This is a genomic window from Paenibacillus sp. FSL H7-0735 (genome assembly GCF_038008505.1).
GTDB lineage: Bacteria > Bacillota > Bacilli > Paenibacillales > Paenibacillaceae > Paenibacillus_AQ > Paenibacillus_AQ odorifer.
On sequence record NZ_JBBOZH010000001.1, the window covers coordinates 5,511,591 to 5,534,589 of the forward strand.

General features: G+C 43.6%; 23 protein-coding genes. 5 read left to right on the forward strand and 18 right to left on the reverse strand.

From position 1 onward, the window contains the following. Window positions 1-160: 160 nt before the first annotated feature. The 4 genes from NSS82_RS25055 to NSS82_RS25070 all read right to left on the reverse strand — a co-directional run bounded on the left by NSS82_RS25055 (window position 161) and on the right by NSS82_RS25070 (window position 4,149). Window positions 161-1,870 carry a peptide ABC transporter substrate-binding protein gene (locus tag NSS82_RS25055; RefSeq protein WP_036683694.1) on the reverse strand — a complete coding sequence of 570 codons (1,710 nt, stop codon included), beginning with the start codon at window positions 1,868-1,870 and terminating at the stop codon, window positions 161-163. Between the two features lie 150 nt (window positions 1,871-2,020). Further along, entirely contained in the window at window positions 2,021-2,407 is a 387-nt protein-coding gene (locus NSS82_RS25060; protein ID WP_036683696.1) for a DUF3397 domain-containing protein, read from the reverse strand. Between the two features lie 21 nt (window positions 2,408-2,428). Next, window positions 2,429-3,391, reverse strand: a complete 963-nt coding sequence (locus NSS82_RS25065; protein WP_036683699.1) for a ketopantoate reductase family protein — start codon at window positions 3,389-3,391, stop codon at window positions 2,429-2,431. Window positions 3,392-3,498: 107 nt separating this feature from the next. Further along, window positions 3,499-4,149: an RsfA family transcriptional regulator gene (locus NSS82_RS25070; protein WP_036683702.1), complete on the reverse strand. Its 651-nt coding sequence runs from the start codon at window positions 4,147-4,149 to the stop codon at window positions 3,499-3,501. Between the two features lie 345 nt (window positions 4,150-4,494). Here NSS82_RS25070 and NSS82_RS25075 point away from each other — a divergent pair, with 345 nt between their 5' ends. Together NSS82_RS25075 and NSS82_RS25080 are read left to right on the forward strand one after the other, a co-directional pair. Further along, window positions 4,495-4,731 (forward strand): DUF2626 family protein, encoded by a 237-nt coding sequence (locus NSS82_RS25075; RefSeq protein ID WP_036683705.1) that lies wholly within the window; start codon window positions 4,495-4,497, stop codon window positions 4,729-4,731. A gap of 139 nt (window positions 4,732-4,870) precedes the next feature. Further along, entirely contained in the window at window positions 4,871-5,998 is a 1,128-nt protein-coding gene (locus NSS82_RS25080) for a coiled-coil domain-containing protein (RefSeq protein WP_235219499.1), read from the forward strand. Here NSS82_RS25080 and NSS82_RS25085 read toward each other — a convergent pair. Further along, complete coding sequence (locus NSS82_RS25085; RefSeq protein ID WP_036683707.1) at window positions 5,990-7,216, reverse strand: extracellular solute-binding protein; 1,227 nt, start codon at window positions 7,214-7,216, stop codon at window positions 5,990-5,992. The genes NSS82_RS25080 and NSS82_RS25085 overlap by 9 nt on opposite strands. Window positions 7,217-7,417: 201 nt before the next feature. Beyond that, window positions 7,418-8,749, reverse strand: a complete 1,332-nt coding sequence (locus NSS82_RS25090) for a PhoH family protein (RefSeq protein ID WP_076103780.1) — start codon at window positions 8,747-8,749, stop codon at window positions 7,418-7,420. A gap of 107 nt (window positions 8,750-8,856) precedes the next feature. Here NSS82_RS25090 and NSS82_RS25095 point away from each other — a divergent pair, with 107 nt between their 5' ends. Then, window positions 8,857-9,432: a YhcN/YlaJ family sporulation lipoprotein gene (locus tag NSS82_RS25095; protein ID WP_036683713.1), complete on the forward strand. Its 576-nt coding sequence runs from the start codon at window positions 8,857-8,859 to the stop codon at window positions 9,430-9,432. A 56-nt stretch (window positions 9,433-9,488) separates the two neighbouring features. On the opposite strand, the gene NSS82_RS25100 is transcribed toward NSS82_RS25095, so the two are convergent. The 6 genes from NSS82_RS25100 to NSS82_RS25125 form a co-directional block, all read right to left on the reverse strand. Continuing rightward, window positions 9,489-9,941 (reverse strand): pyridoxamine 5'-phosphate oxidase family protein, encoded by a 453-nt coding sequence (locus NSS82_RS25100; RefSeq protein WP_036683715.1) that lies wholly within the window; start codon window positions 9,939-9,941, stop codon window positions 9,489-9,491. Between the two features lie 101 nt (window positions 9,942-10,042). Further along, window positions 10,043-11,143 carry an LCP family protein gene (locus NSS82_RS25105; protein ID WP_076222920.1) on the reverse strand — a complete coding sequence of 367 codons (1,101 nt, stop codon included), beginning with the start codon at window positions 11,141-11,143 and terminating at the stop codon, window positions 10,043-10,045. Window positions 11,144-11,225: 82 nt separating this feature from the next. Beyond that, the gene (locus tag NSS82_RS25110) at window positions 11,226-11,522 is read right to left on the reverse strand and encodes a YlaH-like family protein (protein WP_036683721.1); all 297 of its coding nucleotides are present in this window, start codon (window positions 11,520-11,522) and stop codon (window positions 11,226-11,228) included. A gap of 129 nt (window positions 11,523-11,651) precedes the next feature. Further along, the gene (gene typA, locus NSS82_RS25115; RefSeq protein WP_036683723.1) at window positions 11,652-13,493 is read right to left on the reverse strand and encodes a translational GTPase TypA; all 1,842 of its coding nucleotides are present in this window, start codon (window positions 13,491-13,493) and stop codon (window positions 11,652-11,654) included. Window positions 13,494-13,698: 205 nt separating this feature from the next. After that, window positions 13,699-14,208: a hypothetical protein gene (locus tag NSS82_RS25120; protein WP_036683726.1), complete on the reverse strand. Its 510-nt coding sequence runs from the start codon at window positions 14,206-14,208 to the stop codon at window positions 13,699-13,701. Between the two features lie 220 nt (window positions 14,209-14,428). Then, on the reverse strand, window positions 14,429-15,088 hold the full coding sequence (locus NSS82_RS25125; protein WP_036683728.1) for a TerC family protein: 660 nt from the start codon (window positions 15,086-15,088) through the stop codon (window positions 14,429-14,431). Window positions 15,089-15,260: 172 nt separating this feature from the next. Between NSS82_RS25125 and NSS82_RS25130 the strand changes: the two genes are divergently transcribed. After that, window positions 15,261-15,953: a TerC family protein gene (locus NSS82_RS25130; RefSeq protein ID WP_076098540.1), complete on the forward strand. Its 693-nt coding sequence runs from the start codon at window positions 15,261-15,263 to the stop codon at window positions 15,951-15,953. Window positions 15,954-16,019: 66 nt separating this feature from the next. Here the strand turns inward: NSS82_RS25130 and thiI are convergent, their stop codons facing one another. The 6 genes from thiI to NSS82_RS25160 all read right to left on the reverse strand — a co-directional run bounded on the left by thiI (window position 16,020) and on the right by NSS82_RS25160 (window position 20,743). Continuing rightward, on the reverse strand, window positions 16,020-17,306 hold the full coding sequence (gene thiI, locus NSS82_RS25135; RefSeq protein ID WP_081386609.1) for a tRNA uracil 4-sulfurtransferase ThiI: 1,287 nt from the start codon (window positions 17,304-17,306) through the stop codon (window positions 16,020-16,022). Window positions 17,307-17,309: 3 nt separating this feature from the next. Continuing rightward, window positions 17,310-18,461 (reverse strand): cysteine desulfurase family protein, encoded by a 1,152-nt coding sequence (locus NSS82_RS25140; protein WP_076272660.1) that lies wholly within the window; start codon window positions 18,459-18,461, stop codon window positions 17,310-17,312. An 82-nt stretch (window positions 18,462-18,543) separates the two neighbouring features. Then, window positions 18,544-19,248, reverse strand: coding sequence for a lytic transglycosylase domain-containing protein (locus tag NSS82_RS25145; RefSeq protein WP_038572880.1), 705 nt, complete (start codon window positions 19,246-19,248; stop codon window positions 18,544-18,546). A 187-nt stretch (window positions 19,249-19,435) separates the two neighbouring features. Next, entirely contained in the window at window positions 19,436-19,846 is a 411-nt protein-coding gene (locus NSS82_RS25150) for a hypothetical protein (RefSeq protein WP_256718519.1), read from the reverse strand. 12 nt (window positions 19,847-19,858) lie between these two features. Next, on the reverse strand, window positions 19,859-20,200 hold the full coding sequence (locus NSS82_RS32735; RefSeq protein WP_370510525.1) for a DUF1540 domain-containing protein: 342 nt from the start codon (window positions 20,198-20,200) through the stop codon (window positions 19,859-19,861). Between the two features lie 45 nt (window positions 20,201-20,245). Next, window positions 20,246-20,743, reverse strand: a complete 498-nt coding sequence (locus NSS82_RS25160; RefSeq protein ID WP_036683764.1) for a YpuI family protein — start codon at window positions 20,741-20,743, stop codon at window positions 20,246-20,248. 316 nt (window positions 20,744-21,059) lie between these two features. On the opposite strand from NSS82_RS25160, the gene NSS82_RS25165 reads away from it, so the two are divergent. Beyond that, on the forward strand, window positions 21,060-22,994 hold the full coding sequence (locus NSS82_RS25165; RefSeq protein ID WP_076272661.1) for a S8 family peptidase: 1,935 nt from the start codon (window positions 21,060-21,062) through the stop codon (window positions 22,992-22,994). Window positions 22,995-22,999 lie beyond the last annotated feature (5 nt).

Consider the following 22,999-nt stretch of genomic DNA (forward strand, 5'->3'; position numbering starts at 1 on the left):
GATTTTTGTCTATTTTCTATATATGTTATTAATAACATTAATTAACAAATAGACAGGAGTACAAAAAAAAGGGATATATATGGAATTCCACATATATATCCCGAAGTATTCTGCAACTTCAGTCAACTAACTATTCTGTTGTAATTACTAAAGCAATATCTTAGTGCTCAAGCAAGTATCCGCGAGTCAAGTCAATTGCACCACTAAAGTCAAGAGTAACACCTTTAAGGTACTCTTTAGTCAGGGAGTTGTTAGTGTAGTAGTACAAAGGAATCAGAACCATATCTTGCTCGATGAGCAATTTTTCAGCTGCAGCAAACTTTTCTTGACGTACTGCCAAGTCAGTACTTGTTTTAGCTTCGCTGATCAATTTGTCATACTCAGGGTTAGCGTAACCAGTATCATTGTTACCGCCACCTGTTACCCACATATCAAGGAAAGTCATTGGATCATTGTAATCCGCAGTCCAACCAGCACGAGCAACTTGGTAGTTCAGGTTTTGACGGTTTTCAATAAATACAGCCCACTCTTGGTTAACGGTTTGTACGTCGATACCAAGATTGTTTTTCCACATATCAGCAATCGCCAAAGCGATTTTCTTGTGACCTTCACTTGTGTTGTAAGTCAGGGAGAATGTAGGCAGTTTATCCATACCTTCTTCTTTCAGACCTTCAGCAAGCAATGTTTTAGCTTGTTCTAGATCTTCAGTGAAGTAGCTATCTTTAACTGCTGTACGGTATTCACCATCAGCACCAGCGATACCTGGAGGTACAAAACCGAATGCTGGGAATTGTCCACCTTGAACTACATTGTCAATCAAAGCTTGGCGGTTAAGCGCCATTGCAAGAGCTTTACGGATTTTAGCGTTTGTGAATGGTTTTTCAGTGATATTGAATTCGTAGTAGTATACGGAAGCAATACCTTTACGGCTGAATTCGTTAGGAAGTTCTTTTTGTACGATTGGAATTTGTTCTGATGGAATTTCACCAGTTGGTCCGCCCGCACGATCATATTCACCGTTCTTGTAGCTGAGCAGTTCAGTTGCACCGCTGTTTACAAGGGAGAAATCGATAGCGCTAAGTTTAATGGAATCTTTATCCCAGTATTTATCGTTTTTAGTTACAACAAGAGTTTGACCAGTAGTCCACTCAGTAAGAGTGAAAGCACCGTTAACGATCATAGAATCTTTGCTTGTTGCCCATTTAGGATTACTCTCAATGGATTTGTGTACAGGGTAATAAGTGTAGAAGGAAAGCAATCCAAGGAAGTAAGGAGTGGAGGATTCAAGAGTAACTTCAAGAGTTTTCTCATCAATCGCTTTGACACCTACTTGACTGAAATCAGTAATTTCCTTGTTGTAGTACTTTTCAGCATTTTTGATGTAGTACAATTGATAAGCGTAAGGCGCAGCAGATGCAGCAGCAGGATCGAGCACGCGTTTCCAAGCGCGAACGAAATCTTCTGTTGTTACAGGATCGCCGTTACTCCATTGTGAATCACGGAGTTTGAAAGTATATACCAGACCGTCAGCGGAAACTTCCCAGCTTTCAGCAACACCTGGTTCAGCTTGACCTGTTTCATCATTCATGCGAGTCAAACCTTCGTACATTGTTTTCAGGACAGTGTTAGCTTGGCTATCTTGCGCCAATCCTGGGTCAAATGTTGGAGGCTCAGAACTAAGGTTAATTCTCAATGTTTGGTCAGCAGCCAATTTTTCTTCTGTAGCTGCATTACCAGTTGCCGTGTTACCAGTGTTAGCATTGTTACCTTTATTGCCGCTGTTTGCATTGTTTCCGCCGCAGCCAGCAAGCACTGTGCCGATAACAAGTACTAATGCAATCATTAGCAATAGACTTTTACTCTTCTTCATCTAGCAGTTCCCCCTAAATAGAATGTGGTATATGGTTTATGATTATACAACCAGTGGTCAAAAAAATCTAGTGCAATGTTTTCAGAAAATATTTTTTTTTTAAAACTTTAAACTTTTGTGACGTTGACGCTTCACCGAAGCAGTGGAACGTTACATCGCTTGTGATATGTAGGTAATTAGCCCAACAAACATAAATAATAAATATCCGACGCTCATAAAAAAGAACGAAAGTCTCCAAACTGCCCGAAATAACCGCTTCCCATCTACCTTTCCTTTCATCCGATTTTGAGCTCCGCCAATCAGTCCAGCGGATATTAATACAATAATTAGTATAAGGTAAAACCCAAAACCGGAATTAAAGATGTTATTAAACAATGCGGAGACCGACAATAATAAAAAAAATGTGGTCACGTCCATAGCGAGCATAAAAGTTTTCTTTTTATCTTTTTTTAAGCCTTTTCCAATGAAAAAAACAATCAAAAACGGCACAATCGGAATAACGCTTAAAGTAATAACCGAATCCATCAGCAGTCCCATAGCTTCACCTCTCCCCAGAGATCATACCCCAATACCTTCTACTAATTGGCAGAGCCAGCGATTTAATGGTGCCGACACTCCAGATCGTTCTGCCATTTCTACAAGACTTCCATTGATCCAACGAATTTCTGTGGTTCTTGAAGCAAGTACATCTGCCAGCATAGATGAAATATTGCCAGACGTTAACCGGCACACCTGAAGGATGTTATCCCAAGCATCCTTATCATAAGTAATTTCACAGAAATCATACACCATTGTTGCTTCTTCAAAAACTTCCTTCATTAATTGGAGGCGTTGCTCTGAAGACAGCAGCTTCCCATTTGGAATACGCCAAATCGCCGTGAGTGGATTAATAACGGCATTGATCAAGAGCTTCCGGTAAATCATGGTATCCACTTCATTCGACAAAAAGGCTGCGAATCCTGCCATTATGAGAACTTCTATTAAATTATTCGCTTTTAAATCATTATGTATGCTATGAGCTTGTCCATCCCCTGAGCTCCATTTTCCTATCCACACCTCCCCTGCTCCTGCATGAATGACCTCAGTTAATGATTTGCGCTTCGCAGCCTCCGTAGTCACAGCTACATATAAATTGGCGTCCGGCAACAAGCCCCCCAACATCTCCATATGTCCTGTACCATTCTGAAAACATATCATATGTACTTGCTCTTCCTTAAGTAGGGATAGAAATTCAGGCAAATCATTATGTAGAGTATTCTGTTTAACCGTCACCACGATCCAATCACTCGGCTCTTCTAGATAAGCACCAGCGAACTCCCCTATTGGCGCGGATACAAACTGATCTTCCGAAATTGTTATCGGCTCGCGTTCATCCTCGTAGGTAACCGTTAAGCCATCACGCCCTAATCGTTGGCATTGTTCTACCCCTCGGCACCACAGTCTCACATCATTCCCGGCTTGGATCAATCTCCCTGCCAGCAGCAGCCCGAGTGAACCTGCACCAATTATATCAATTTTCATATAACCCTCCTGCTGATCTTAAGCACAATTTTTCTAAGTATACCAAAAACCCCGCAAGTGGTGCTTAAAAAGCAGACCACTTGCGGGATTGTTAGTTAACCTATCGTTTATTCAATGCGTTCTAAATTTCCGTTACCATCCATTTTGAAACGAGTCTTCATTTCTTCTTCTTCTTCATTTAAGAAAGCAAGCCTGCGAGCACGATCCATAATCTGAATTAAAGCTTTGTAATCATCGTTGACTACCCGGTAGTCGCTTTGAGCAAGATTAACCTCTTTAGACAACCGCTCATTCTCAGATCGTAATTCTGTTAATTCATCTTCCTTCTCGCGCAGATCTCTTTCCAGCATTTTCAGCTGACGTCCTGCTTCCTGGATCGTACCCTTCCATTGTCTTAAGAAACGAATGACCGCATCAATGGATAATGTGTTTTCACTTAATCCCTCACCGCGCCCAAATTCCTCATCGACATCACCCAGAATCAGACCAGCTACTTGCGCTCCTCTTACTGACGGCTGCTTTTTCAGGTAGCTACGCTTTTGACGCTGCCCTTTAGCAATACCGATTGCACCTTCATAACTTTTCCGAACACAACTGTTCCAGCGGAATCCGCAAGCGGCCGAAGTTCTGCCGATTTTTTCACCCACCTCTTCAAAAGCGGCAAGCTGTGTGCTGCCCTCCCGAATGTGTCGCAAAGTTACTTCTGCCAATATTAGATCATCTTCTGCACTCCAAGCGTCCTGTCTAACGGCTGTCATAAAGCCAAACCTCCTAACAACGTCATGAAATAACCATCTCCATAACCGGCAGTTCTGCCGGGTAGTGAATAGGGATAAAAGCTGCTTACTCCATTTCTATGCTTCTCATAGAGTTCATAGAATCTATTTGATACTAATTTGTATTTCCATTATCTGCGTACATCATACGCATAAAACTATAAATTCTCTTTTTTAAAGCGCTAATCACTCAGGTCAATTATAAAAATCACATTTTTTGAAGATTAGTGCATTTTTTTCAATGAATTCGTTTACACATAATTATGTTGAGGGTATAATAAATCGAAGGAATATTCGTGAGATACATACTGGAAGGGGGACTCTCTCTTGGACCGCATGTTTCGGGTATTAGGTTTTTTCACATTAGCTATTGGATTGATGGCTTTCGCCGGAGGTCTAACAGAAATGGCCTTGCTTTTCTTTTTGCAAACAGCATTTTTCGTAATACTTGGCTATATGAAATTTACTGAAAAAACTTATGTTCTTCTCTTCTGGGCATACATGATTCTGACTTTCACCGGATTTAGTTATTGGACGATCTTTCAAATGGGTCTTCCACTATAAATTGCAGTACTCTTTTGGAGCGGATGAGGTCCTTATCTTATAAGGATCACTTCCGTTTTTTTGTTTGTATGCTATTTTAGAAGGGTTAAACATATTATTAGTACATACATATATCATTTCAAAAAAAGGTGGTGGTGTGGTGCGCTCCCGCAATTTACAAAGCCGCATGATTGCAACCATACTAATTCTCTTCTGCTGTACTTTGTTTCCGTTACAACCTGTGAAGTACTTGTCTGCCGATCCTAGCGGTGATTTTTTCAACTCTGCTATACCAGATAATGAAGAAACCCGTAAACTACTTGAACAGACCTTGTCTTCTGCAGAAATTGAACGTGAAATCATCAAGATTACAGCCGAACAAAAAGCGCTTGAACAAAAGGTAGAAAGCTTGAACAGACAAGCTACCCAGAAAAAAACAGCCATTGCGGACCAACAGGAACGGGCAGGTGCAGTTGTGCGTTCTTATTATATGGGGGATAGAGATAATCTTCTGGTCGCGTTTTTTTCAGCAAAAAGTATCAGCAGATTCCTGGCTCTGTTCGATTATTATGAGATTATTATTGGGAATGACCGCGATATTCTCTCACAATATGAAGAACAATATAAGGATTTGAAGGATACCATTCAGACTGCGAAGCGAAACTCGGAAGAGCTCGCCCGGCTGCGCACGGCTCTGGAGGAACAGCAAGTTCGGGTAAACGCGCTCAACAAGGAAATTGAGGGTGGGATTAAAAATAGCAGCGATCCTGAAAATATGAGTACTCTACTTAAAGAATTCACATTATATTGGGAGAATATCGGCCTGCACGAGGTAAAAACATATTTCAAGGCGTTATCCTCCGCAATGAATAAACTACCACAGTTTGTTCAGAATCGAGAGGGTGTACTGACTCGAAAGGGAATGACTTATGAGCTAAACCTGAAGGAAGAGGATTTGAATGAATTTTTGCAATCACAGAATTCGCTGTTTAAAGACTTCGCCTTTCATTTCAATGACGGTTCAATTACTGCCACTGGAAAAAGCGGAGCGCTAGCTCTTTCACTGACCGGTCACTACACCATTCAGGAAGAACCGATCAACGGCCTTATATTCCAAGTCGATCATATTGTATTTAATGGTCTTGAATTGCCTGACACGACAAGAAAAACGTTGGAAGAAGAATTTGACTTAGGCTTTTATCCTGGAAAAATAGTATCTTTCCTTCGTGCCACGGCAGTAGATAGCCAAGAGGGCGTCTTGCATGTTAAGCTTTCCATTTCATTTTAGGCCTTCTTTTAGATATTCTTTGTAGCCTTCCGCATCTATCTGCCCTGTTAATAGTAATGATACAGCTTCAACAACCTTACTCCAGCCGCCCTGTGACTCATCCTCCGGGGCGGTTTCTTCTGTCAGCAATAGCTCAACATCGAAAGGAAGTTTGTATTTAAAAGCATGCTCCGAACGATAAAGAACATCAAGCGCCGGCAAGCTCCCCGTATTCTCCAACCAATCCAACTGAGCATCCTCTGAGGTGATAAAAGTCAGCCAATTCACAGCTTCCTTTGGACTTTGAGATTGAGCTGGAAGGGCAAAAGATCGACTGTAACAGGATTCAAACCCACCTCCGTTATTGGCAGTCAGCGCCGGAACAGCAGCAAGGGATGAATTACCATGCTTCTGCCACTCGGATAACGGTAAAGAAGCAACCGCGACACTACCTCCTTGTAGCATATCCCAGACATCTTTATTGTAGCGGCTGGTGAGATAAAAATAACTGCGGGCGTTCTGAGTCCAATTCAACACTTCTTGGTTATCTGCTAACAAGCTGCTATTCATGCTCTCCATTACCGCTGACAATCCATAAGGATTACGGGTATCCATCGCGAGTAAATATTTTCCTTGCTCTTTAAGCACATTCTGAAGCAGGATATTCCACTCTTCGAGGCTTTTGGGTAATGCATTAAAACCCAGCTCCGCCAGCCGTTGTGGGGAATAAACGAGCACGTAAGGATCTATATCTAACGGGACTCCCCAATTATATCCATTCCACTGCATCAAGGGGATCAACTGTGTTAACGGTGCACTCCCCGGAACGCTCTGATACACATCCATCGGCAATAAATATCCACGTGTGGCCCAGTCCAGTATGCTTCGTCCATCTGCCATGACTATATCCGGGCTGTCCCCGATCGTTAAATCATGCTTCAATACCTCATCGGCATCCTCAATATCCACATTGCTTAAAATAACCTTTACTCCACTTTCTAAGGTATAACGGTTGCTAAGGAGCTCCAGTTCACTAAATTCTTCGCTATTTAACGATACTCTTATATGTAAGCTATCTATAGTTCCCTCATCTCCGGAAGAGGGATTGGTCGACTGACTTTGCGGTCTTTTCATAGGACGTGGATCGTTACTGGTACTCAATTCCATACTGGGCGACAGGCTTGTCAGCGATAGTAGTAAAATTGCAAAAAGCAGCCAATAATTTTTGCGTTTCAGCACGATTTCCCACCTTCCCTTTTGATTGGTCTCCCCTATTTTACCAAACCCTCCGGTGCTTGTCTTTAGTTTGTGAAACCGTTCTCTTTCTATTATATGGGTGAAACGCTCTAAAACCTCCTAAATTCCTCTGCCGTTTCCGGGCGGGCAGGAAAAAGCCGGGAGTGTTTGCTTCTCCCGGCTGAAAATTGGATTCATGAACGGCTAGAGTAGATCCGCGGCCAATTGCGCCAAGCGGGAACGTTCACCTTTTTCCAAAGTAATATGTCCGCTAATCCCTTGCTGCTTAAACTTCTCGACGATATAGCTCAGTCCGTTGCTCGCAGCATCCAGATATGGATGATCGATTTGCTCCGGATCGCCCATTAGAATGACTTTACTTCCTTCTCCCGCTCTGGAGACAATGGTCTTCACCTCATGACGGGAAAGGTTCTGCGCCTCATCAATAATAATGAACTGTGATGGGATTGAACGGCCGCGAATATAGGTTAAGGCTTCTACCTGTATACTGCCTAACCCCATTAAGATTTTATCGATATCGCCAGCTTTTTTGGTATCGAACAGGAATTCCAGATTATCATAAATAGGCTGCATCCAGGGTCTAAGCTTCTCATCCTTCTCACCGGGCAAGTAACCAATGTCCTTACCCATAGGAACAACCGGACGGGCGATAAGCAATTTTTTGTATTTATGTTCATCCTCCACTTTGAATAGTCCGGCTGCAAGCGCCAATAACGTCTTCCCTGTCCCAGCCTTACCCGTGATCGTTACGAGCGGGATTTCATCATTTAGCAGCAGCTCCAGTGCCATTCGTTGTTGAGCATTACGGGCGCTGATCCCCCAAACCGAATCATTGCCCAGATAGAGTGGCTCCAGACGTGTGGCATCACTATTCACTTTTAGAAGAGCTGATTTGCCAGTGCCAATCTCATCCTTGAGAATCACAAATTCATGAGGGTACAACGGATACGACAACGCGAGCTGTTTTACCGTCAGAGAGCGGTGACTATAATATTCATCAATCAATGCGGGATGCACCTGCAGAGATTGGTAACCAGTGTATAGTTCATTTAAGTCTCCAGTACGATCTGACAAATAATCCTCTGGCGTAATTCCAAGTACATCCGCTTTAATACGAACCAGTACATCCTTGCTCACAAGCACAACGGGACGCGGATCAGGCTTCTCATTCTCTTCATTCAAATAATTGAGCGCAACAGCCAAAATCCGATTGTCGTTAGACACCTCACCAAACATTTCCTGTACCTTCACAAAACTGCGATGGTTAAGTTCTACCTTCAGCTTGCCTCCATGCTCCAGTTCCACACCGCTATGCAGATGACCTAGTTCCCGGAGTCCATCGAGCAATCGGGATACCGTACGGGCATTCCGACCGATTTCGTCAGCATTGCGCTTCTTGGAGTCGATTTCTTCCAGCACAACAGCCGGAATAACCACCTCATGCTCCTTGAAAGAGAAAATTGATTTGGGGTCGTGCAAAAGCACGTTGGTATCTAGCACAAATATCTTGTTCATATTATCCCCTCCACAGCGCCTGGTTTGATTGATCATACATAACTCTTTCCGCCAAGGGAAAAGATAAGGTACAGAAACGATTCATTGGCTGAAAGGAGTAATCACATATGAGAAAATCAATATGTCTGTTGCTGGTACTGCTGCTACTGACAAGCTGCGGTATCGCTAATAAAAAGACATCACCCTCTCCTCAGAATAAACAATCTGCGAATGCTGTAAAGGGTACGGGGAACCATGAGGTTCGGCAATTGTCCAATGATGGTGCGACTAATCCTAAAGCCACCTCAAAAGCTGGTCAAGCCGTCAATGTTAATGGAGAAAATGAAATTGCACTTAAGGATCATTTTGAACAGTTGGCCAAAAGAGTTCCCGGTGTAAATGGCGCACACTGTGTAGTCATGAACAAAGTTGCCATTGTTGGTCTTGATGTAGAAGGTTCTCTAGGCCGCTCACGTGTAGGAAGCATCAAATATTCTGTAGCAGAAGCTATCCGCAAAGACCCAAGAAGTGTACGGGCGCTTGTCACAGCGGATATGGATCTCTCCAGCAGATTAGCGGAAATGAGCCGCCATATCTCCAAGGGACATCCGATTTCCGGATTCTCATCCGAGCTGGCTGATATTATCGGACGAATCATGCCACAGCTGCCAGAGGATACCAAGCCGCAAAGAAATGCACAGTAGTGGATAAAGGACAAAAGAAGTCCTTAGAATTCAAAAAAAGCCCAGTGATATTTTCACTAGGCTTTTTTCATGGCAGCAAATACTTGTCCGTCCAACTTCTCAGCGGCACGTCCATCATAAACTTTCGCATATCTTGGGGCGGAGTCAAGCTGCGCGCCGTAAAAAAGCGCGTTGCGGACCGCTTTAATTTCAACATCAAAACAGCACATCTTAAAGGGAACATCCTCTAGCGGGTCCTGCCTTACAGCAGCACTACCGTTTATGGCATAAACAGTTCCTTCACCAAACACAGTTATAGTTATTAATGGATTAACCTTCATATTATTCACAAGTCTTGAACGATGATCAATAGCCAAACGCACAGTACTAGGACTAACAGCATAAAGCCACGAAATAGCTGTGGATGTTGGACCGCCTGTCTCCGCATCAACTGTGTTTAGAAGAACAAAGGTTTCCGATTGCAGCATCGATAGCAAAGTTTCATTCAGCTGAGCAACGGCTTCGGACATAAGTACTGGCCCCCTATGCGACGTTAATTCATTCGATTTATTATATTATAGCACAGGCTGAAACTTGCATTCAATTTTAGCTATGGAAGATATTAAGGTCCTCAAGGCGTCTCAGCAGTTGTCGAATCAGCTCCAGTGGAAATTCCTGCAATTCGATCCTGCAAGCTTTTCTTAGCGGCCTCCAACTCCTCATCATTAATATATACATATGGACTTCGCCACGTTCCAGTAACCGGCTTGAATTCGATATTCTCTTTGGAAATCTTCCAATACGTCGCAATCATATCTTTGATTTGCGAATTTTCGATATCTGTCTTCATGTTACTGTCCACTGCATCAAGCACCTTGCCGATTTTTAATACGCCACCAAGCGATTGCATCTGATCCACCAGACTGTTCAGGACTTCGTTCTGGCGTTTGTTGCGATCAAAATCATCTGAAGCGTTAGTCTTAGGCTTGCAATTGGATTTACGATACCGCACATAGTCCAATGCATTTTTTCCATCCAGCTCTGCCGGACCCTTTTTCAGATTGATATTCGTGCCGTCCACAGTGTCTGTATAACACATATTTTCACTAATATTTACTTCGACTCCCCCAAGCTCGTCCACCACATCCCGGAAGCCCTGAAAATCAAGAATCGTTGTATAATCTACATCAATGTCCAAATACTTACCCATCATCGTCTTCATCTCGTCTTCAGCCAGTAGACCGGAGGATTTCTCCTTACCCTTGAAGCGAGCATAAAATTCATTAATCTTCGTTTTCTTATAGCCGCTTAGCTCCACATAGGTATCACGAGGAAGCGAAACAATAGTCGCTGATTTGGTCTTAGGATTAAGTGCTGCAACCATGATTACGTCAGTCAAATAAGACTCGTGTTTAGGTCTGTTATCCGTTCCCAGTATAAGCATCGTCAGTGGCTTTTCTGAAGCAGATTGCCCTGGAGCAACCGTACCCTCAACCCCTGCATTAAATACGCCATGCTCAAGCTTCCAATACAGATAACCGCCATAACCCAGCACGCCGAGGATCGCAATAATTAGCAAAGTTAACAATACTCTAACTAATCTGCCAAAAAAACCTCTCTTTTTCACTTTCTTTTTCGTTTTTTTCTTAGAAACACCCTTCACAGGCTGTTTTCTATTAGTAGGTTGTTGCCCGTTTGCTCTTGGAGGTAAACCGTTGTTTCTTGTACTCATAATAGAATAAAGTCCTTTTCATTTCATTTAGAATTAGAATTGCTACATTAATTAGACGATCCTTAAGGTACAAAAGTTGCGATTACGATCTCTTCGCTGCTGCCGCAGCCTTTCTCTTCTGTCGAGCTTCTACTATATAACGTATCCGTACCATCAGCATTAATCCGACAGCAACCAACAGACATTGGATAATCGGAAGCTTATCATGTTGGAAAATTAGGAGCATGCCAGAGCCAATCGCCATCATTATGTAGAGCATGATTTCCTTGCCAATCGATAACTTTTGATTCACACGAAAGACTTGATTATAAACAAAAGTAAGCAATATAAAGATAACAATATAAGCGACGATTGGATGCTCAGCGAACCACACCTGCATAGATAACCGCACTCCTCCCAAATTTAAGATACGTTTACATTATATCATCAGTAGGGGAATTTTTTGTTTCTTATATTAAAAAAAGCCGCCGGATGCAATAATCCGGCGGTCTTATTCATAAGCATGTGTTTACGCGTTGGCTTGTGCTGTTTTACGTTGTTTCTCTACACGTTCGCGTTCGCCTTTGTTCAGAATCTTTTTACGCAAACGAATGGATTTAGGTGTAATTTCACAATATTCATCATCGTTCAAATATTCAAGTGCGCCTTCCAAAGAGAAGGTGCGTGGTGTCTTCATTTTTACAGTATCATCTTTGCCTGAGGTACGCATGTTGGTAAGTGCTTTTTCCTTACAGATGTTAACGATAATATCGTTATCACGGGTATGCTCACCTACGATCATACCTTCATAAATTTCTGTACCTGCATCCAAGAAGAGAATACCACGATCCTCAACACCCACGATTCCGTATTGAGTTGTTGATCCAGTCTCACTTGCTACAAGCACACCTTGATGACGTCCGCCAACTTGACCAGCAACCAGTGGAGCATAGCTGTCAAAAGCATGGTTCATAACGCCGTAACCGCGTGTCAAAGTCAAGAAGTAAGTGTTGTAACCAATCAAACCACGTGCAGGAATCAGGAACTCCAGACGTACTTGACCCGTACCGTTGTTAATCATATTGACCATTTCGGCTTTACGAGTACCCAGACTCTCCATAACAGAGCCCATGCTTTCTTCTGGAATATCAATCATTAGACGCTCAAGCGGCTCCATTTTGACACCGTCGATTTCTTTAATGATTACTTGTGGTTTAGAAACTTGCATTTCGTAACCTTCACGACGCATATTCTCGATCAGAATACCAAGGTGAAGCTCACCGCGTCCAGAAACGATAAATGCGTCAGGACTATCAGTTTCTTCCACTCGCAAGCTCACATCTGTTTCAAGTTCTTTAAAGAGACGCTCACGTAGTTTACGGGAAGTTACCCATTTACCCTCTTTACCAGCAAAAGGACTGTTATTCACTAGGAATGTCATTTGCATGGTTGGCTCGTCAATCTTCAGAACCGGAAGTGCTTCAGGGTTTGCAGGATCAGCAATGGTCTCACCAATGTTGATGTCCTTGATCCCTGCAATAGCAACGATATCCCCTGCGCCCGCTTGCTCTGTTTCAATACGTTTCAAACCTTGGAAGCCGAACAATTTCTCGATACGTGCAGTTTTGCTCTTACCATCACGCATAATAACTGTTACAGATTGACCTTGTTTGATCACACCGCGGTTAACACGTCCAATCGCAATACGACCCAAGTATTCGTTATAATCCATCAACGTTACGAGGAATTGAAGCGGTTCTTCAACACTTTCGGTTGGAGCTGGAATATGTTCAACGATGGTTTCGTAGAGCGAAAGCATCGTTTCATCTTGTTTCTCAGGATCCATGCTTGATGTACCATTAAGAGCAGATGCATAAACAACCGGGAATTCCAATTGTTCGTCATTTGCTTCAAGTTCGATGAACAAATCGAGCACTTCATCAATAACTTCCTTAGGACGAGCAGCTGGACGGTCAATCTTGTTCACGACAACGATCGGTGTAAGTTTTTGTTCCAATGCTTTACGCAGAACGAATTTCGTTTGCGGCATGCAGCCTTCATAAGCATCAACAACCAGCAATACACCGTCAACCATTTTCATGATCCGTTCTACTTCGCCACCGAAGTCAGCATGTCCAGGTGTATCCACAATGTTGATCAAAAACTCTTTATAAGTAATTGCTGTATTTTTAGCTAGGATTGTAATTCCACGTTCCCGCTCGATATCATTAGAGTCCATAGCACGTTCTTGCAAGTGCTCATGGGCGCTGAAGATCCCCGATTGTTGAAGGAGCTGATCGACGAGTGTTGTTTTGCCATGGTCAACGTGGGCAATGATCGCAATGTTGCGAATATCTTTTCTTGAATGCATGATTTGTATCCAAATCCTCTCATTTATCAAATTAAAACAGTTAAAATTCATAGCATGTCACGGCAGTCTCACAAAAGAAGCGCCAGGCAGAAAGCCGACGCTTCAACATAACATTAATATTATAGTGAAAGTACCATGAAAAGCAAGTCTTTTTATGAAAAAACAGTTACCAATTTCCGTTTTTTTTCACAAGATCCTACAGCAATTAGCTTCGATACCATCTATTCCGGCCACGTGCTCTGCCTCGACCTGTAATCAGCCAAATTCCTACAGCTATTAATACAATCCCGATCAGGTAGATCGCGCCGGTGCCCATAAGGCTGAAAATACAAAGTGCAAGGCTTAGTAAGCCTAATGTTACAGCAATTGCTGACAGTCCACCCGTCCGTCTTGGTTCATAGATAGAATATTCATACAAGCCCACGGCAAGACCAAGCAACAGCACAGGCCATAAGTTACTCATAAGCCCCCATCCCCAAATATTGCAAAGGCCAAACAACAAACCGTACACCGTTAATATCCCAGCAGGAACCAATACTGAGGCCGAAGCACGACGGCTGAAAAATAACATGTGCAGCACTATTCCTGGAATTAAAATCACTAGAGGCCAAAGCGCGCGGCCCAAAAATCCGAAGACGCCCAGCTTACCTAATAAAATCACGATGCCAGCAGCAACAATAAAAATTCCTAGCTGTATATCTTTCTTTGAAGACATCCTTCACCCATCCCTTCAATTTCACGTCTACCTCATTTCCTCGTCACCTTATAGCCTGAAAGCGACAGGATTCTTACTCATATATTATCCGAAACATACACAAAATGCCATCACTCCCTGTGATTAATCAGTGTCTATAAGCACTTCTGATCGCGCAAAAAAAACGGACAATTCCAATTTATGGAGATGTCCGTTTAGTATTGCCTTTTATTGCAGTTTATTAACCTGCAGATGTTTTTCTGCGTTTAATTGCTCCCGTAACCACAACTAATATGCCTAAGGCAATGGGCAAAAAGGAATGTAAGGAGGGGAATAAAAAGGAGAGCATCGTCCCTAATTTTGCATCCTGAAGCAACATATCCCCTGCTGTAAACGCCAGTATATAAGCACCGATAAATACGAGCACTGGAAACCGGTGCAGCCAGCCTACAATGATGCCGCTTCCCCACACTACTATCGGAATGCTGAGAGCAATCCCGATGACAATTAAAGCTAAATCTCCTTTAGCTACTCCCGCAATGGCTAGTACATTATCCAGGCTCATAATAAAGTCCGCTACAAGAATCGTTCGGATTGCTTTCCAGACTGAGGAAGATTCCCTTACTCTGAGATCCTCCTCTTCCTCCAACAGCAGCTTGAACGCTATCCATAGCAGCAGCATCCCCCCTCCAGCCTGAATATAAGGGATTTTTAATAGCAATACCGCAACAAAAGTAAGCAAACACCGCAGAACAACTGCGCCTGCTGAGCCCCACCATACCGCAGTCTTTCGGTGCTTCGCCGAAAGATCCTTGCTGGCCATTGCGATAACCATTGCATTATCTCCGCTCAGCACCAGATTGATCATCAATATTTCACCAAGGAGCAATAATGAATCCATTCGCACTTACCTCCCCGAGTCACATGTAACTACTTGTATGTTCGGAAATGACAAGCTATGCTTCCTGTCCAACTTTTTTTGAGCGTGAACGCATGTTGGCTCCTTTTTTTGCGTATACAAAACTAAGCATATTTTGCAGCTCAATCTAACAAAACTTGGGAGTGACTTCGCTTTGAATACATCCATCTGGGAGTTTATATTATCGCTGCTCAACATTATTTTTCTAGATCTTATTCTGGCGGGAGATAATGCCATTGTGATCGGACTTGCAGCGCGTAATTTACCGTCCGACACGCAAAAAAAGGCTATCGTATTTGGAACAGCAGGCGCTGTAGTGTTGCGGATCTTCGCAACGATTCTGGTCGTATGGTTGTTGAAAATCCCCTGGTTACTGCTTGCCGGTGGGATTTTACTCATTCTGATTGCCTATAAGCTGTTAACCAGTGAGAACACTTCAACAGATATCAAGGCAGGTCAAAGCTTGTGGTCCGCTGTAGGTACAATCATTTTAGCTGATGCTGCCATGGGCCTTGATAATGTGATCGCCATTGCCGGAGCTGCCAAGCATAATATCTCACTGGTTATCATAGGACTGCTGATCAGTGTTCCCATCGTGGTGTGGGGAAGTACCCTTTTTATTAAATTAATCAACAAATATCCATGGATCATTTATATTGGTTCTGCTGTCTTAGGCTTTACTGCTTCAAGTATGATGACAGATGAACATCAGCTTGCGCCATTTTTTGATCATCATCCGCTGCTCAAATATCTGTTTATAATCGTGATCATTATAGGTATCTTGGCAGCGGGACATTGGAAACGCCAATCAAAACCAGAAGAGCCTCAGGAGGGCACAATCGTCTAAACCACAAAAAACTGCCTCAGAACGTAGATTTCACTACACTCCAAGGCAGTTTTTTGGTTTATTATTTTAGAACCATTCTTCCTGTAATCCCGCCTCGACACTTACAACATCACTAGGCTTCTCATCTCCATAAGGAGTGATTAACACGGTCTCTGTGGCTTCAATCGCCGCTTCCAGAAGTTCAGAATATCCCGGAAGCGTAGCCTCTATCTTATCCACAATCCGTAAATTCGGATTTGTTGTAGGTGATTTTGGAACAAATAAAGTACAACAATCCTCATAAGGAAGGATAGACAACTCATAGGTGCCGATGTTCTTCGACAGGTCCACGATATCACTTTTGTCCATCATTACCAGCGGACGCAGAAGGGGGAGGGTTGTCGCCCGGCCAATCACGTTCATGCTTGGCAAGGTCTGGCTAGCGACTTGTCCCAGACTATCCCCGGTTACAATCGCCAATGCACCTTCGCGCTCAGCAAGCCGGGTAGTAATTCTCAGCATTGCCCGCCGCATCAGTGTAATAATCAGATTATCCTGGCCGATGCCGGTAAAGGAAGTCTGCAATTCTGTAAAGGGTACCAGATGCAGCTTGATTACACCCGCATAACGTGACAATACCCGCGCAAGATCCACAACCTTTTGTCTAGCAAGCTCGCTTGTATAAGGATAACTGTAGAAATGCACGCACTCCACTTCAAGTCCGCGCCGCATGGATGACCAGCCTGCTACGGGACTATCAATGCCACCGGACAGCAATAACATCGCTTTTCCGTTAGTGCCTAATGGAAATCCACCTACACCGGCAATATTTTCACAGAAAATATAAGTATGTCCCTGACGAATTTCGACCCTCAGCTCTAATTCAGGCGATTTAACGTCTACGGTGAGGCCAGGATATCCTTGCAATAGTGGTGTCGCGATCAGTTTATTCATCTCAATGGAGCCGTAAGGGAACTCTTTCCATACCCGCCGAGCATTAACCTTAAATCTGGTGCCCGGAGCAGGCGCGATTATCTCCAAAAATTGACGGCTTACCGCTACAATATCCTCAAGCTCTGACTTAGAAACCTTCACTGGACTGACAGAAGCAATGCCAAAGACATTCTTCAGTGCTTGTACCAATTCAATCGCAGATTCCCCGTTCAGTTCCACGTAAATTCTTCCGAATTCCTTGCTCAGAACTACGTTTGGATAAGGCTTAATCAATTCCTTCACATGACGCAGTACGGTTTTTTCAAATCGGGTACGATTTTTGCCCTTTAAAGTAAACTCCCCAAAACGCAGGAGCAGCATATCAGCGTATTCTATACTATGGGCTCTGCCTTCTGCAGATTCCTTGTTCATCATGCTCATTTGTTACTTCATTCCTCCTTCAGCAATCTTTAAAGCTTGTACCGCACTGGTTAATGCTTGCTCAAGCGCAGAGACATCCTCATCTGTATGACTGTCGCCAAGGCTAATACGAATCCCACCTAAAGCACTGGAGACATCTTTACCCATAGACAATAACACACGACTAGGCTCAGCCAGTCGTGAGGAGCAAGCCGAGCGGGTGGAGACTACCATCCCCAGTTCCTCCAGCTTGCGGGCGAATACCTCTCCCTTCATGCCAGGGTAAGAGAAATGCACAATATGGGGAGCTCCATCCTCTCTGCTGTTTATAACAAATTCAGGAACGGTGCGCAAGAAGCGTAATAATCGATATCGGAGTGGAACCAACTGGGCAACGAAGGTTTCGCGCTGCTCACCACTCATGCGGATAGCTTTGGAGGATGCGACAATCGCAGGTACATTTTCAGTTCCAGCGCGTTGTCCTTCTTCATGAGAGCCCCCTGTAAGCAATGGGAATAGCTTAATTCCATCTTTGATATACAGTAATCCCACTCCACGTGGGCCTCGAAGCTTATGAGGAGACAGGCTATAAAGATCCACCTGCCAATCCTTTAGATCAACTGCAAGCTTACCATATCCCTGAACACCATCTACATGAAATAAGGTTCGCGGATTCACAGCTTTAATCAGCTTACCCATCTCTTTAAGCGGTTGTATCGTTCCAATCTCGTTATTGACATGCATCACACTAACAAGCACTGTGTCGCGCCGGACAGCAGCAGCTACGCGCTCAGGATCAACAACGCAAGTGCTATCGGGTGCTACAAAAGTAACCTCCCAGCCCATTCGCTGCAATTGCAGGAAACTCTCATATACAGAGGGATGCTCTATTTCTGTAGTTACCAAATGGCGGCCTCTAGACTGATATTGCAGAGCAGCGCCTTTTATCGCCAAATTATTGCTTTCCGTTGCACCAGAAGTAAATAGAATCTCCTGCGGTTGTACAGATAAAGCAGCAGCGCATACTTCACGCGACCGTCTGATCAGCTTACCCGCTTCACTGCCCGCACGGTGCAAAGAGGAAGGGTTCGCATAATGCAGCTTCATAATTTGTTCCATCGTCTGCACCACTTCTTCATAGGGCGGTGTAGCGGCGGCATAATCCCAGTAAAGCATATGTCAAATGTCTCCTTTACTTCGTTGAGTGAACTTATTATCGAAAAAGGATCAAACGGTGTTTCCCGTTTGATCCTTTTTATTATACCGCGTATTGAGCGCGAGCGCGTTCTATTTTGAAGATATAAGACTGTGTCTCTTTTGGAAGCAGGCTAAGTTTCTCCAATAATTCCTGATCATTGGTTACTCCAAGATCTGTTACCCGTCCCGGCCCTGCGTTGTACGCTGCAAGTGCCATCTTTTCCTCTCCGCCAAAGCGTTTCAGTTGATAAGATAAATAACGTACGCCGCCATCAATGTTTTGCGCCGGATCGAACGAATCAGTAACCCCTAAGCCGCTCGCGGTGCCATCCATAAGCTGCATTAAACCTTTAGCCCCTGCCGAAGAGACCACATTAGGATTAAACGAAGATTCAGTATCAATCACTGCTTTGATCAGATCAATCGGCACGCCATATTTAGCACTCGCCTTCTGGATGAGATCATCATAGCTTGTAGGTGTAGAACCCGTTATTTCCCCGGAAATTATGTTATTGAAGGTTTCTGTTGTCCCACCTATCTGCTGCCATAACAAGCTGCTGACTGAAGTTGCATCCGGGAGAGAGGTCAAATAGCTTGAACTTTCACTACTCGTTGACATTGCCTGAAGCATTGTCGCAAATCCAGAAGCTGAAACCCCCGTTGACCGTTCATTTCCATTCGCGGAGCTAGTTTTTTCGGTTGTAGCCTTAAGGTTGATCCATTTAAGCTGCCCTAACCCGTCGGTTACAGCGGGATTGATCTGCATGCTGGCGCACTCCTTTTTTTGTCCTACTCGAATCATATATAAGGTTTCGCGTTGAAATTTCGATGAATTACGGCTTAATCTTACATTTTATCTGAGATTATTGCTATATGTTGGAATGAAAAAACAGACTTCAGACCCTGATATTTAGGTCTAAAAGCCTGTTTAGATCAAATCCATTCAGTTCTTTTTAGCGCGCAAAGGGAATCATCACGAAGTAGCTTAGTGTCGCAACAATCCCTAAGCCCATTGCCCATGCCCCAAGCGTTTTTTGCTCTTTGACATAGGAATAATAACCAACTACGGCAGCGATGGGTCCGAGAATAAAGGACCAGATGAACAATGAGGCGATTCCCATCCCCAGTCCAACATACCCCATTACCCGGCTTCCACTATATTCCGCTTCACTGTCCTTGCGCTCTTCCACTATACGCGGGGCATCCCGTACCTGCATTGGAACCGGATTTACCTCAGCAGCGTATTCTTCGCGATGCTCTCTGTCCCGACGAGGATAGTCCACTCTCCGCGGACGAAGAGTGACTTTTCTCGGACCGGATTGTTCCCGTGATGAGCTTGATTCATTATCCTTTTCTGTGTCCATTCTGGCGGCCTCCTAAGCGTTCGGCTTAAACGTCAGACAACATGTTGCAGATGATGTACTGGCATGATCGCGGTGACCTTCATTCGTCATTTCTTCAGCATATTCTTCCTTATAACCATTGCCTACGTGCTTATCGATCTCAATGACAATTTCTTCAGCCCGGCATAAATTATGCTCGCCCCAATAATGACAATTGCTCACGCTACATTTTACTAATGGTTTTTCACTCGACATAATTATCACCTCGGCTTCATTATGTCCGCTCCATTTACCCGCTATTCGACAGAGTGGTTTCCAGTTGATGTATCGAGACAGGCTTTCAATCCACGCAAAAAAGGACCAGCTCATCGTCATTACAAAATGACAAAGTGCTGATCCCTTTAGATCACTATTTAGAAGTTAAACCTGATTTTGCATACGTTTCTCGGTCAAATAGTCGTTCTCATAATAAATGAGATCATCGCGAAGATCTTCATACGTTTTGGTGATTTCTAGGATGATATCACGTGCGGGACGTACTGGCTTTTTGCGGAAACGGATTGCATCCTGACCAGTATACGCGTAACGGCCATCTTCAGAATAGCTTTCATTTTTCGGATAAAAGAAGTTGTTCACGCCATAGTGATATACATTATAAAGCGCTTTCTGTGCAAAAGATTCATCGAATGTCGCACGACGCAGCGCAACGCCTAATTTCTCATATGACATTTCTGAGAACACTAATAGATGACGAAGATCGGACAGAAAACCTTGGTAAAATTGTACAGTTTCCTCATCTCCCTCAACTACAAGCTGAGGCAATGCATGCTCATTTAGAAATACTTCCATTTTGTCGATTACCACTTTAAGTTTATCTCTCGTCGATTCACATAATTTCTGCACATTGGCTGCTGACATAGCGGTTGCTCCTCCTTATTATTCCCTGCTCTTGTAGTCAATAAAGTTAATCCTCTGAAAGAAACCGCCCTAAGGACGTATCTCTTTATTCTTGCAATATCAGGATGTGAACACAGAGAAGTCTAACCTTCTGAACAATTATTAAGAACAACATCTAATGAGGTATCTCTTACACAATCAAGAAGACAATTCGAGATACTTATTCTCTCTGATATTATCATAAAAAACGTTAGGAAGGTATCCTTTTCTAAGATGCATAAAAGATACGCTCTCTTCTAAACCTATAGACATTACATTGCATAGAGGAGCGGAAATCATGTCACGAAAAAATCTAACAGTTGCAGGTTTGGTTACAGCAGCTTTTACAGTTGGGTTACTTACCTTTGCCCTGCGGCCTGCCACTAATGGGACGACCAGAGATGCCGCTAAAGTCGCTGTTCAGAATCCGGTTCCAACTTCAGCTTTGCATTCACCTCCAAATCCCTCTCAGGAAAAAACATTAAAGAAAACCTCCTTAGGCCAGGATGTGGAGGCGACAGATCATCTGAATAGAGTCGATGTCAGTAGACATTTAACTAAACTCCTGTCTGAAACAGACGGGATGTCTTCGATTCATGATAAATCAGTGTATGCGAAACGATTGCAGCAAGACCACGGGTTTATCTCCATGCTGATGTGGATCGATTTTCGCACACAAAAGACTGAGACCTTTAAGTCATCTTTTCCAAAAGGAACCGAACAGGAGAACAAGCAGCTTCAAAAATATCTCAATACGACAAAATCAGCAATCCACGGTCATCAATCCTATGAATCTCCAACGTTTACAATCTGTAAAGAAAAATATTACTTTATCGCTCAGCGGAACAAAGAAAAAAATGTAGGGATTATTGCACTTATCAACCAAAAGGTGCTTGGGCGTGTGGCAGACCATCAGCTGAAGAACCTGCGTCTCATTCCGTATCCTAAGGAAGGCAAATACCATGTGGAATCAGTCCATACCGATAACTTAAAGGACATTACGGTCAAGACAGGCCATGATAACGAAAATGCCAGCCATTTTTATGAGAATGAAATTGTAGTCCGTTTTCAGGGAAATGCTCCGACTCAAGGACAGCTCCAGACGATAACCGCCGATATCCACTGCAAGCAGCCACGCAAGCTGGGATATGCCTATATCTTTCGCTCTGAGAAGATGACCTACTATCAGCTCAAATCCTATTTCACCAACAAATGGCATCCCGAATATACGGAACCTCACTATATGTATTTAACCAATGATACCATCACTAAAAACGCTGAAGGAACTGTCACTCCTAACGACATGTTATTCTCCACTTACCAATGGAACCTCCCGGCGATTGAAACCGAGCTAGGGTGGAATCTTTCCAAAGGCAGCAAAGAAGTGGTTGTGGCCGTGGTGGATACGGGAGTACAGATTAATCATCCTGATTTACAAGGTAAGCTTTTAACTGGTTATAATGCCATTACCAATGGTTCCACACCCGAGGATGATGTAGGTCACGGTACACATGTATCTGGAATCATTGGCGCACTTGTTAACAACGGGGAAGGTGTAGCTGGCATCAGCTGGTACAATAAGATCCTCCCTGTAAAAGCGCTAGATAACTCAGGTGCCGGAACGACTTATTCCGTAGCAGAAGGTATCATATGGGCAGCTGACAATGGTGCAAAGGTTATTAACTTAAGTTTAGGGAATTATGCCGACTCTCAGTTCCTTCATGATGCGATTAAATACGCCTATGACCGGGACATCGTGCTTGTGTCTGCAGCAGGCAATGATAATACAGAGCGGCCTGGATACCCTGCAGCTTATCCCGAAGTGATTGCAGTGGCTGCTACAAATGCTTCAGGGGAAAAAGCCTCCTTCTCCAACTACGGCGATTATATTGATGTCGCTGCACCCGGAGAAAGCATCGCAAGCACCTATCCGGACAGTCAATATGCCGCTTTATCCGGCACGTCAATGGCCAGTCCCCATGTCGCTGCGCTGGCGGGTCTGGTACGTTCACTAAATCCTAATCTGACGAATAAGGAAGTTATGGACCTTATGACCAAAAACGCTGTGGATCTGGGAACTTCCGGCCATGATAAATATTTTGGCTGGGGTCAGGTCGATATTTATAAAACGCTACAAGCGGCAAGCGGCAATCAAGTCCCATTGCAGCTTTTCCCTCAACATGTACGCCAGCAAATGAATCAATTAAAACAAAAAACAAAGAACACCCCTTAACCGTG

Excerpts from the sequence above, each read along its gene's own strand:
- NSS82_RS32735 (WP_370510525.1), bottom strand. The coding sequence starts at position 20,200 with ATGACGATGAGCTGGTCCTTTTTTGCGTGGATTGAAAGCCTGTCTCGA.
- NSS82_RS25165 (WP_076272661.1), top strand. The coding sequence starts at position 21,060 with ATGTCACGAAAAAATCTAACAGTTGCAGGTTTGGTTACAGCAGCTTTT.
- NSS82_RS25055 (WP_036683694.1), bottom strand. The coding sequence starts at position 1,870 with ATGAAGAAGAGTAAAAGTCTATTGCTAATGATTGCATTAGTACTTGTT.
- typA (WP_036683723.1), bottom strand. The coding sequence starts at position 13,493 with ATGCATTCAAGAAAAGATATTCGCAACATTGCGATCATTGCCCACGTT.
- NSS82_RS25160 (WP_036683764.1), bottom strand. The coding sequence starts at position 20,743 with ATGTCAGCAGCCAATGTGCAGAAATTATGTGAATCGACGAGAGATAAA.
- NSS82_RS25125 (WP_036683728.1), bottom strand. The coding sequence starts at position 15,088 with ATGGATTCATTATTGCTCCTTGGTGAAATATTGATGATCAATCTGGTG.
- NSS82_RS25150 (WP_256718519.1), bottom strand. The coding sequence starts at position 19,846 with ATGGACACAGAAAAGGATAATGAATCAAGCTCATCACGGGAACAATCC.
- NSS82_RS25120 (WP_036683726.1), bottom strand. The coding sequence starts at position 14,208 with ATGTCTTCAAAGAAAGATATACAGCTAGGAATTTTTATTGTTGCTGCT.
- NSS82_RS25105 (WP_076222920.1), bottom strand. The coding sequence starts at position 11,143 with ATGAGTACAAGAAACAACGGTTTACCTCCAAGAGCAAACGGGCAACAA.
- NSS82_RS25070 (WP_036683702.1), bottom strand. The coding sequence starts at position 4,149 with ATGACAGCCGTTAGACAGGACGCTTGGAGTGCAGAAGATGATCTAATA.
- NSS82_RS25110 (WP_036683721.1), bottom strand. The coding sequence starts at position 11,522 with ATGCAGGTGTGGTTCGCTGAGCATCCAATCGTCGCTTATATTGTTATC.
- NSS82_RS25140 (WP_076272660.1), bottom strand. The coding sequence starts at position 18,461 with ATGCTTTACTGGGATTATGCCGCCGCTACACCGCCCTATGAAGAAGTG.
- NSS82_RS25090 (WP_076103780.1), bottom strand. The coding sequence starts at position 8,749 with ATGAACAAGATATTTGTGCTAGATACCAACGTGCTTTTGCACGACCCC.
- thiI (WP_081386609.1), bottom strand. The coding sequence starts at position 17,306 with ATGAGCATGATGAACAAGGAATCTGCAGAAGGCAGAGCCCATAGTATA.
- NSS82_RS25060 (WP_036683696.1), bottom strand. The coding sequence starts at position 2,407 with ATGGGACTGCTGATGGATTCGGTTATTACTTTAAGCGTTATTCCGATT.
- NSS82_RS25100 (WP_036683715.1), bottom strand. The coding sequence starts at position 9,941 with ATGTCCGAAGCCGTTGCTCAGCTGAATGAAACTTTGCTATCGATGCTG.
- NSS82_RS25145 (WP_038572880.1), bottom strand. The coding sequence starts at position 19,248 with ATGCAGATCAATCCCGCTGTAACCGACGGGTTAGGGCAGCTTAAATGG.
- NSS82_RS25095 (WP_036683713.1), top strand. The coding sequence starts at position 8,857 with ATGAGAAAATCAATATGTCTGTTGCTGGTACTGCTGCTACTGACAAGC.
- NSS82_RS25065 (WP_036683699.1), bottom strand. The coding sequence starts at position 3,391 with ATGAAAATTGATATAATTGGTGCAGGTTCACTCGGGCTGCTGCTGGCA.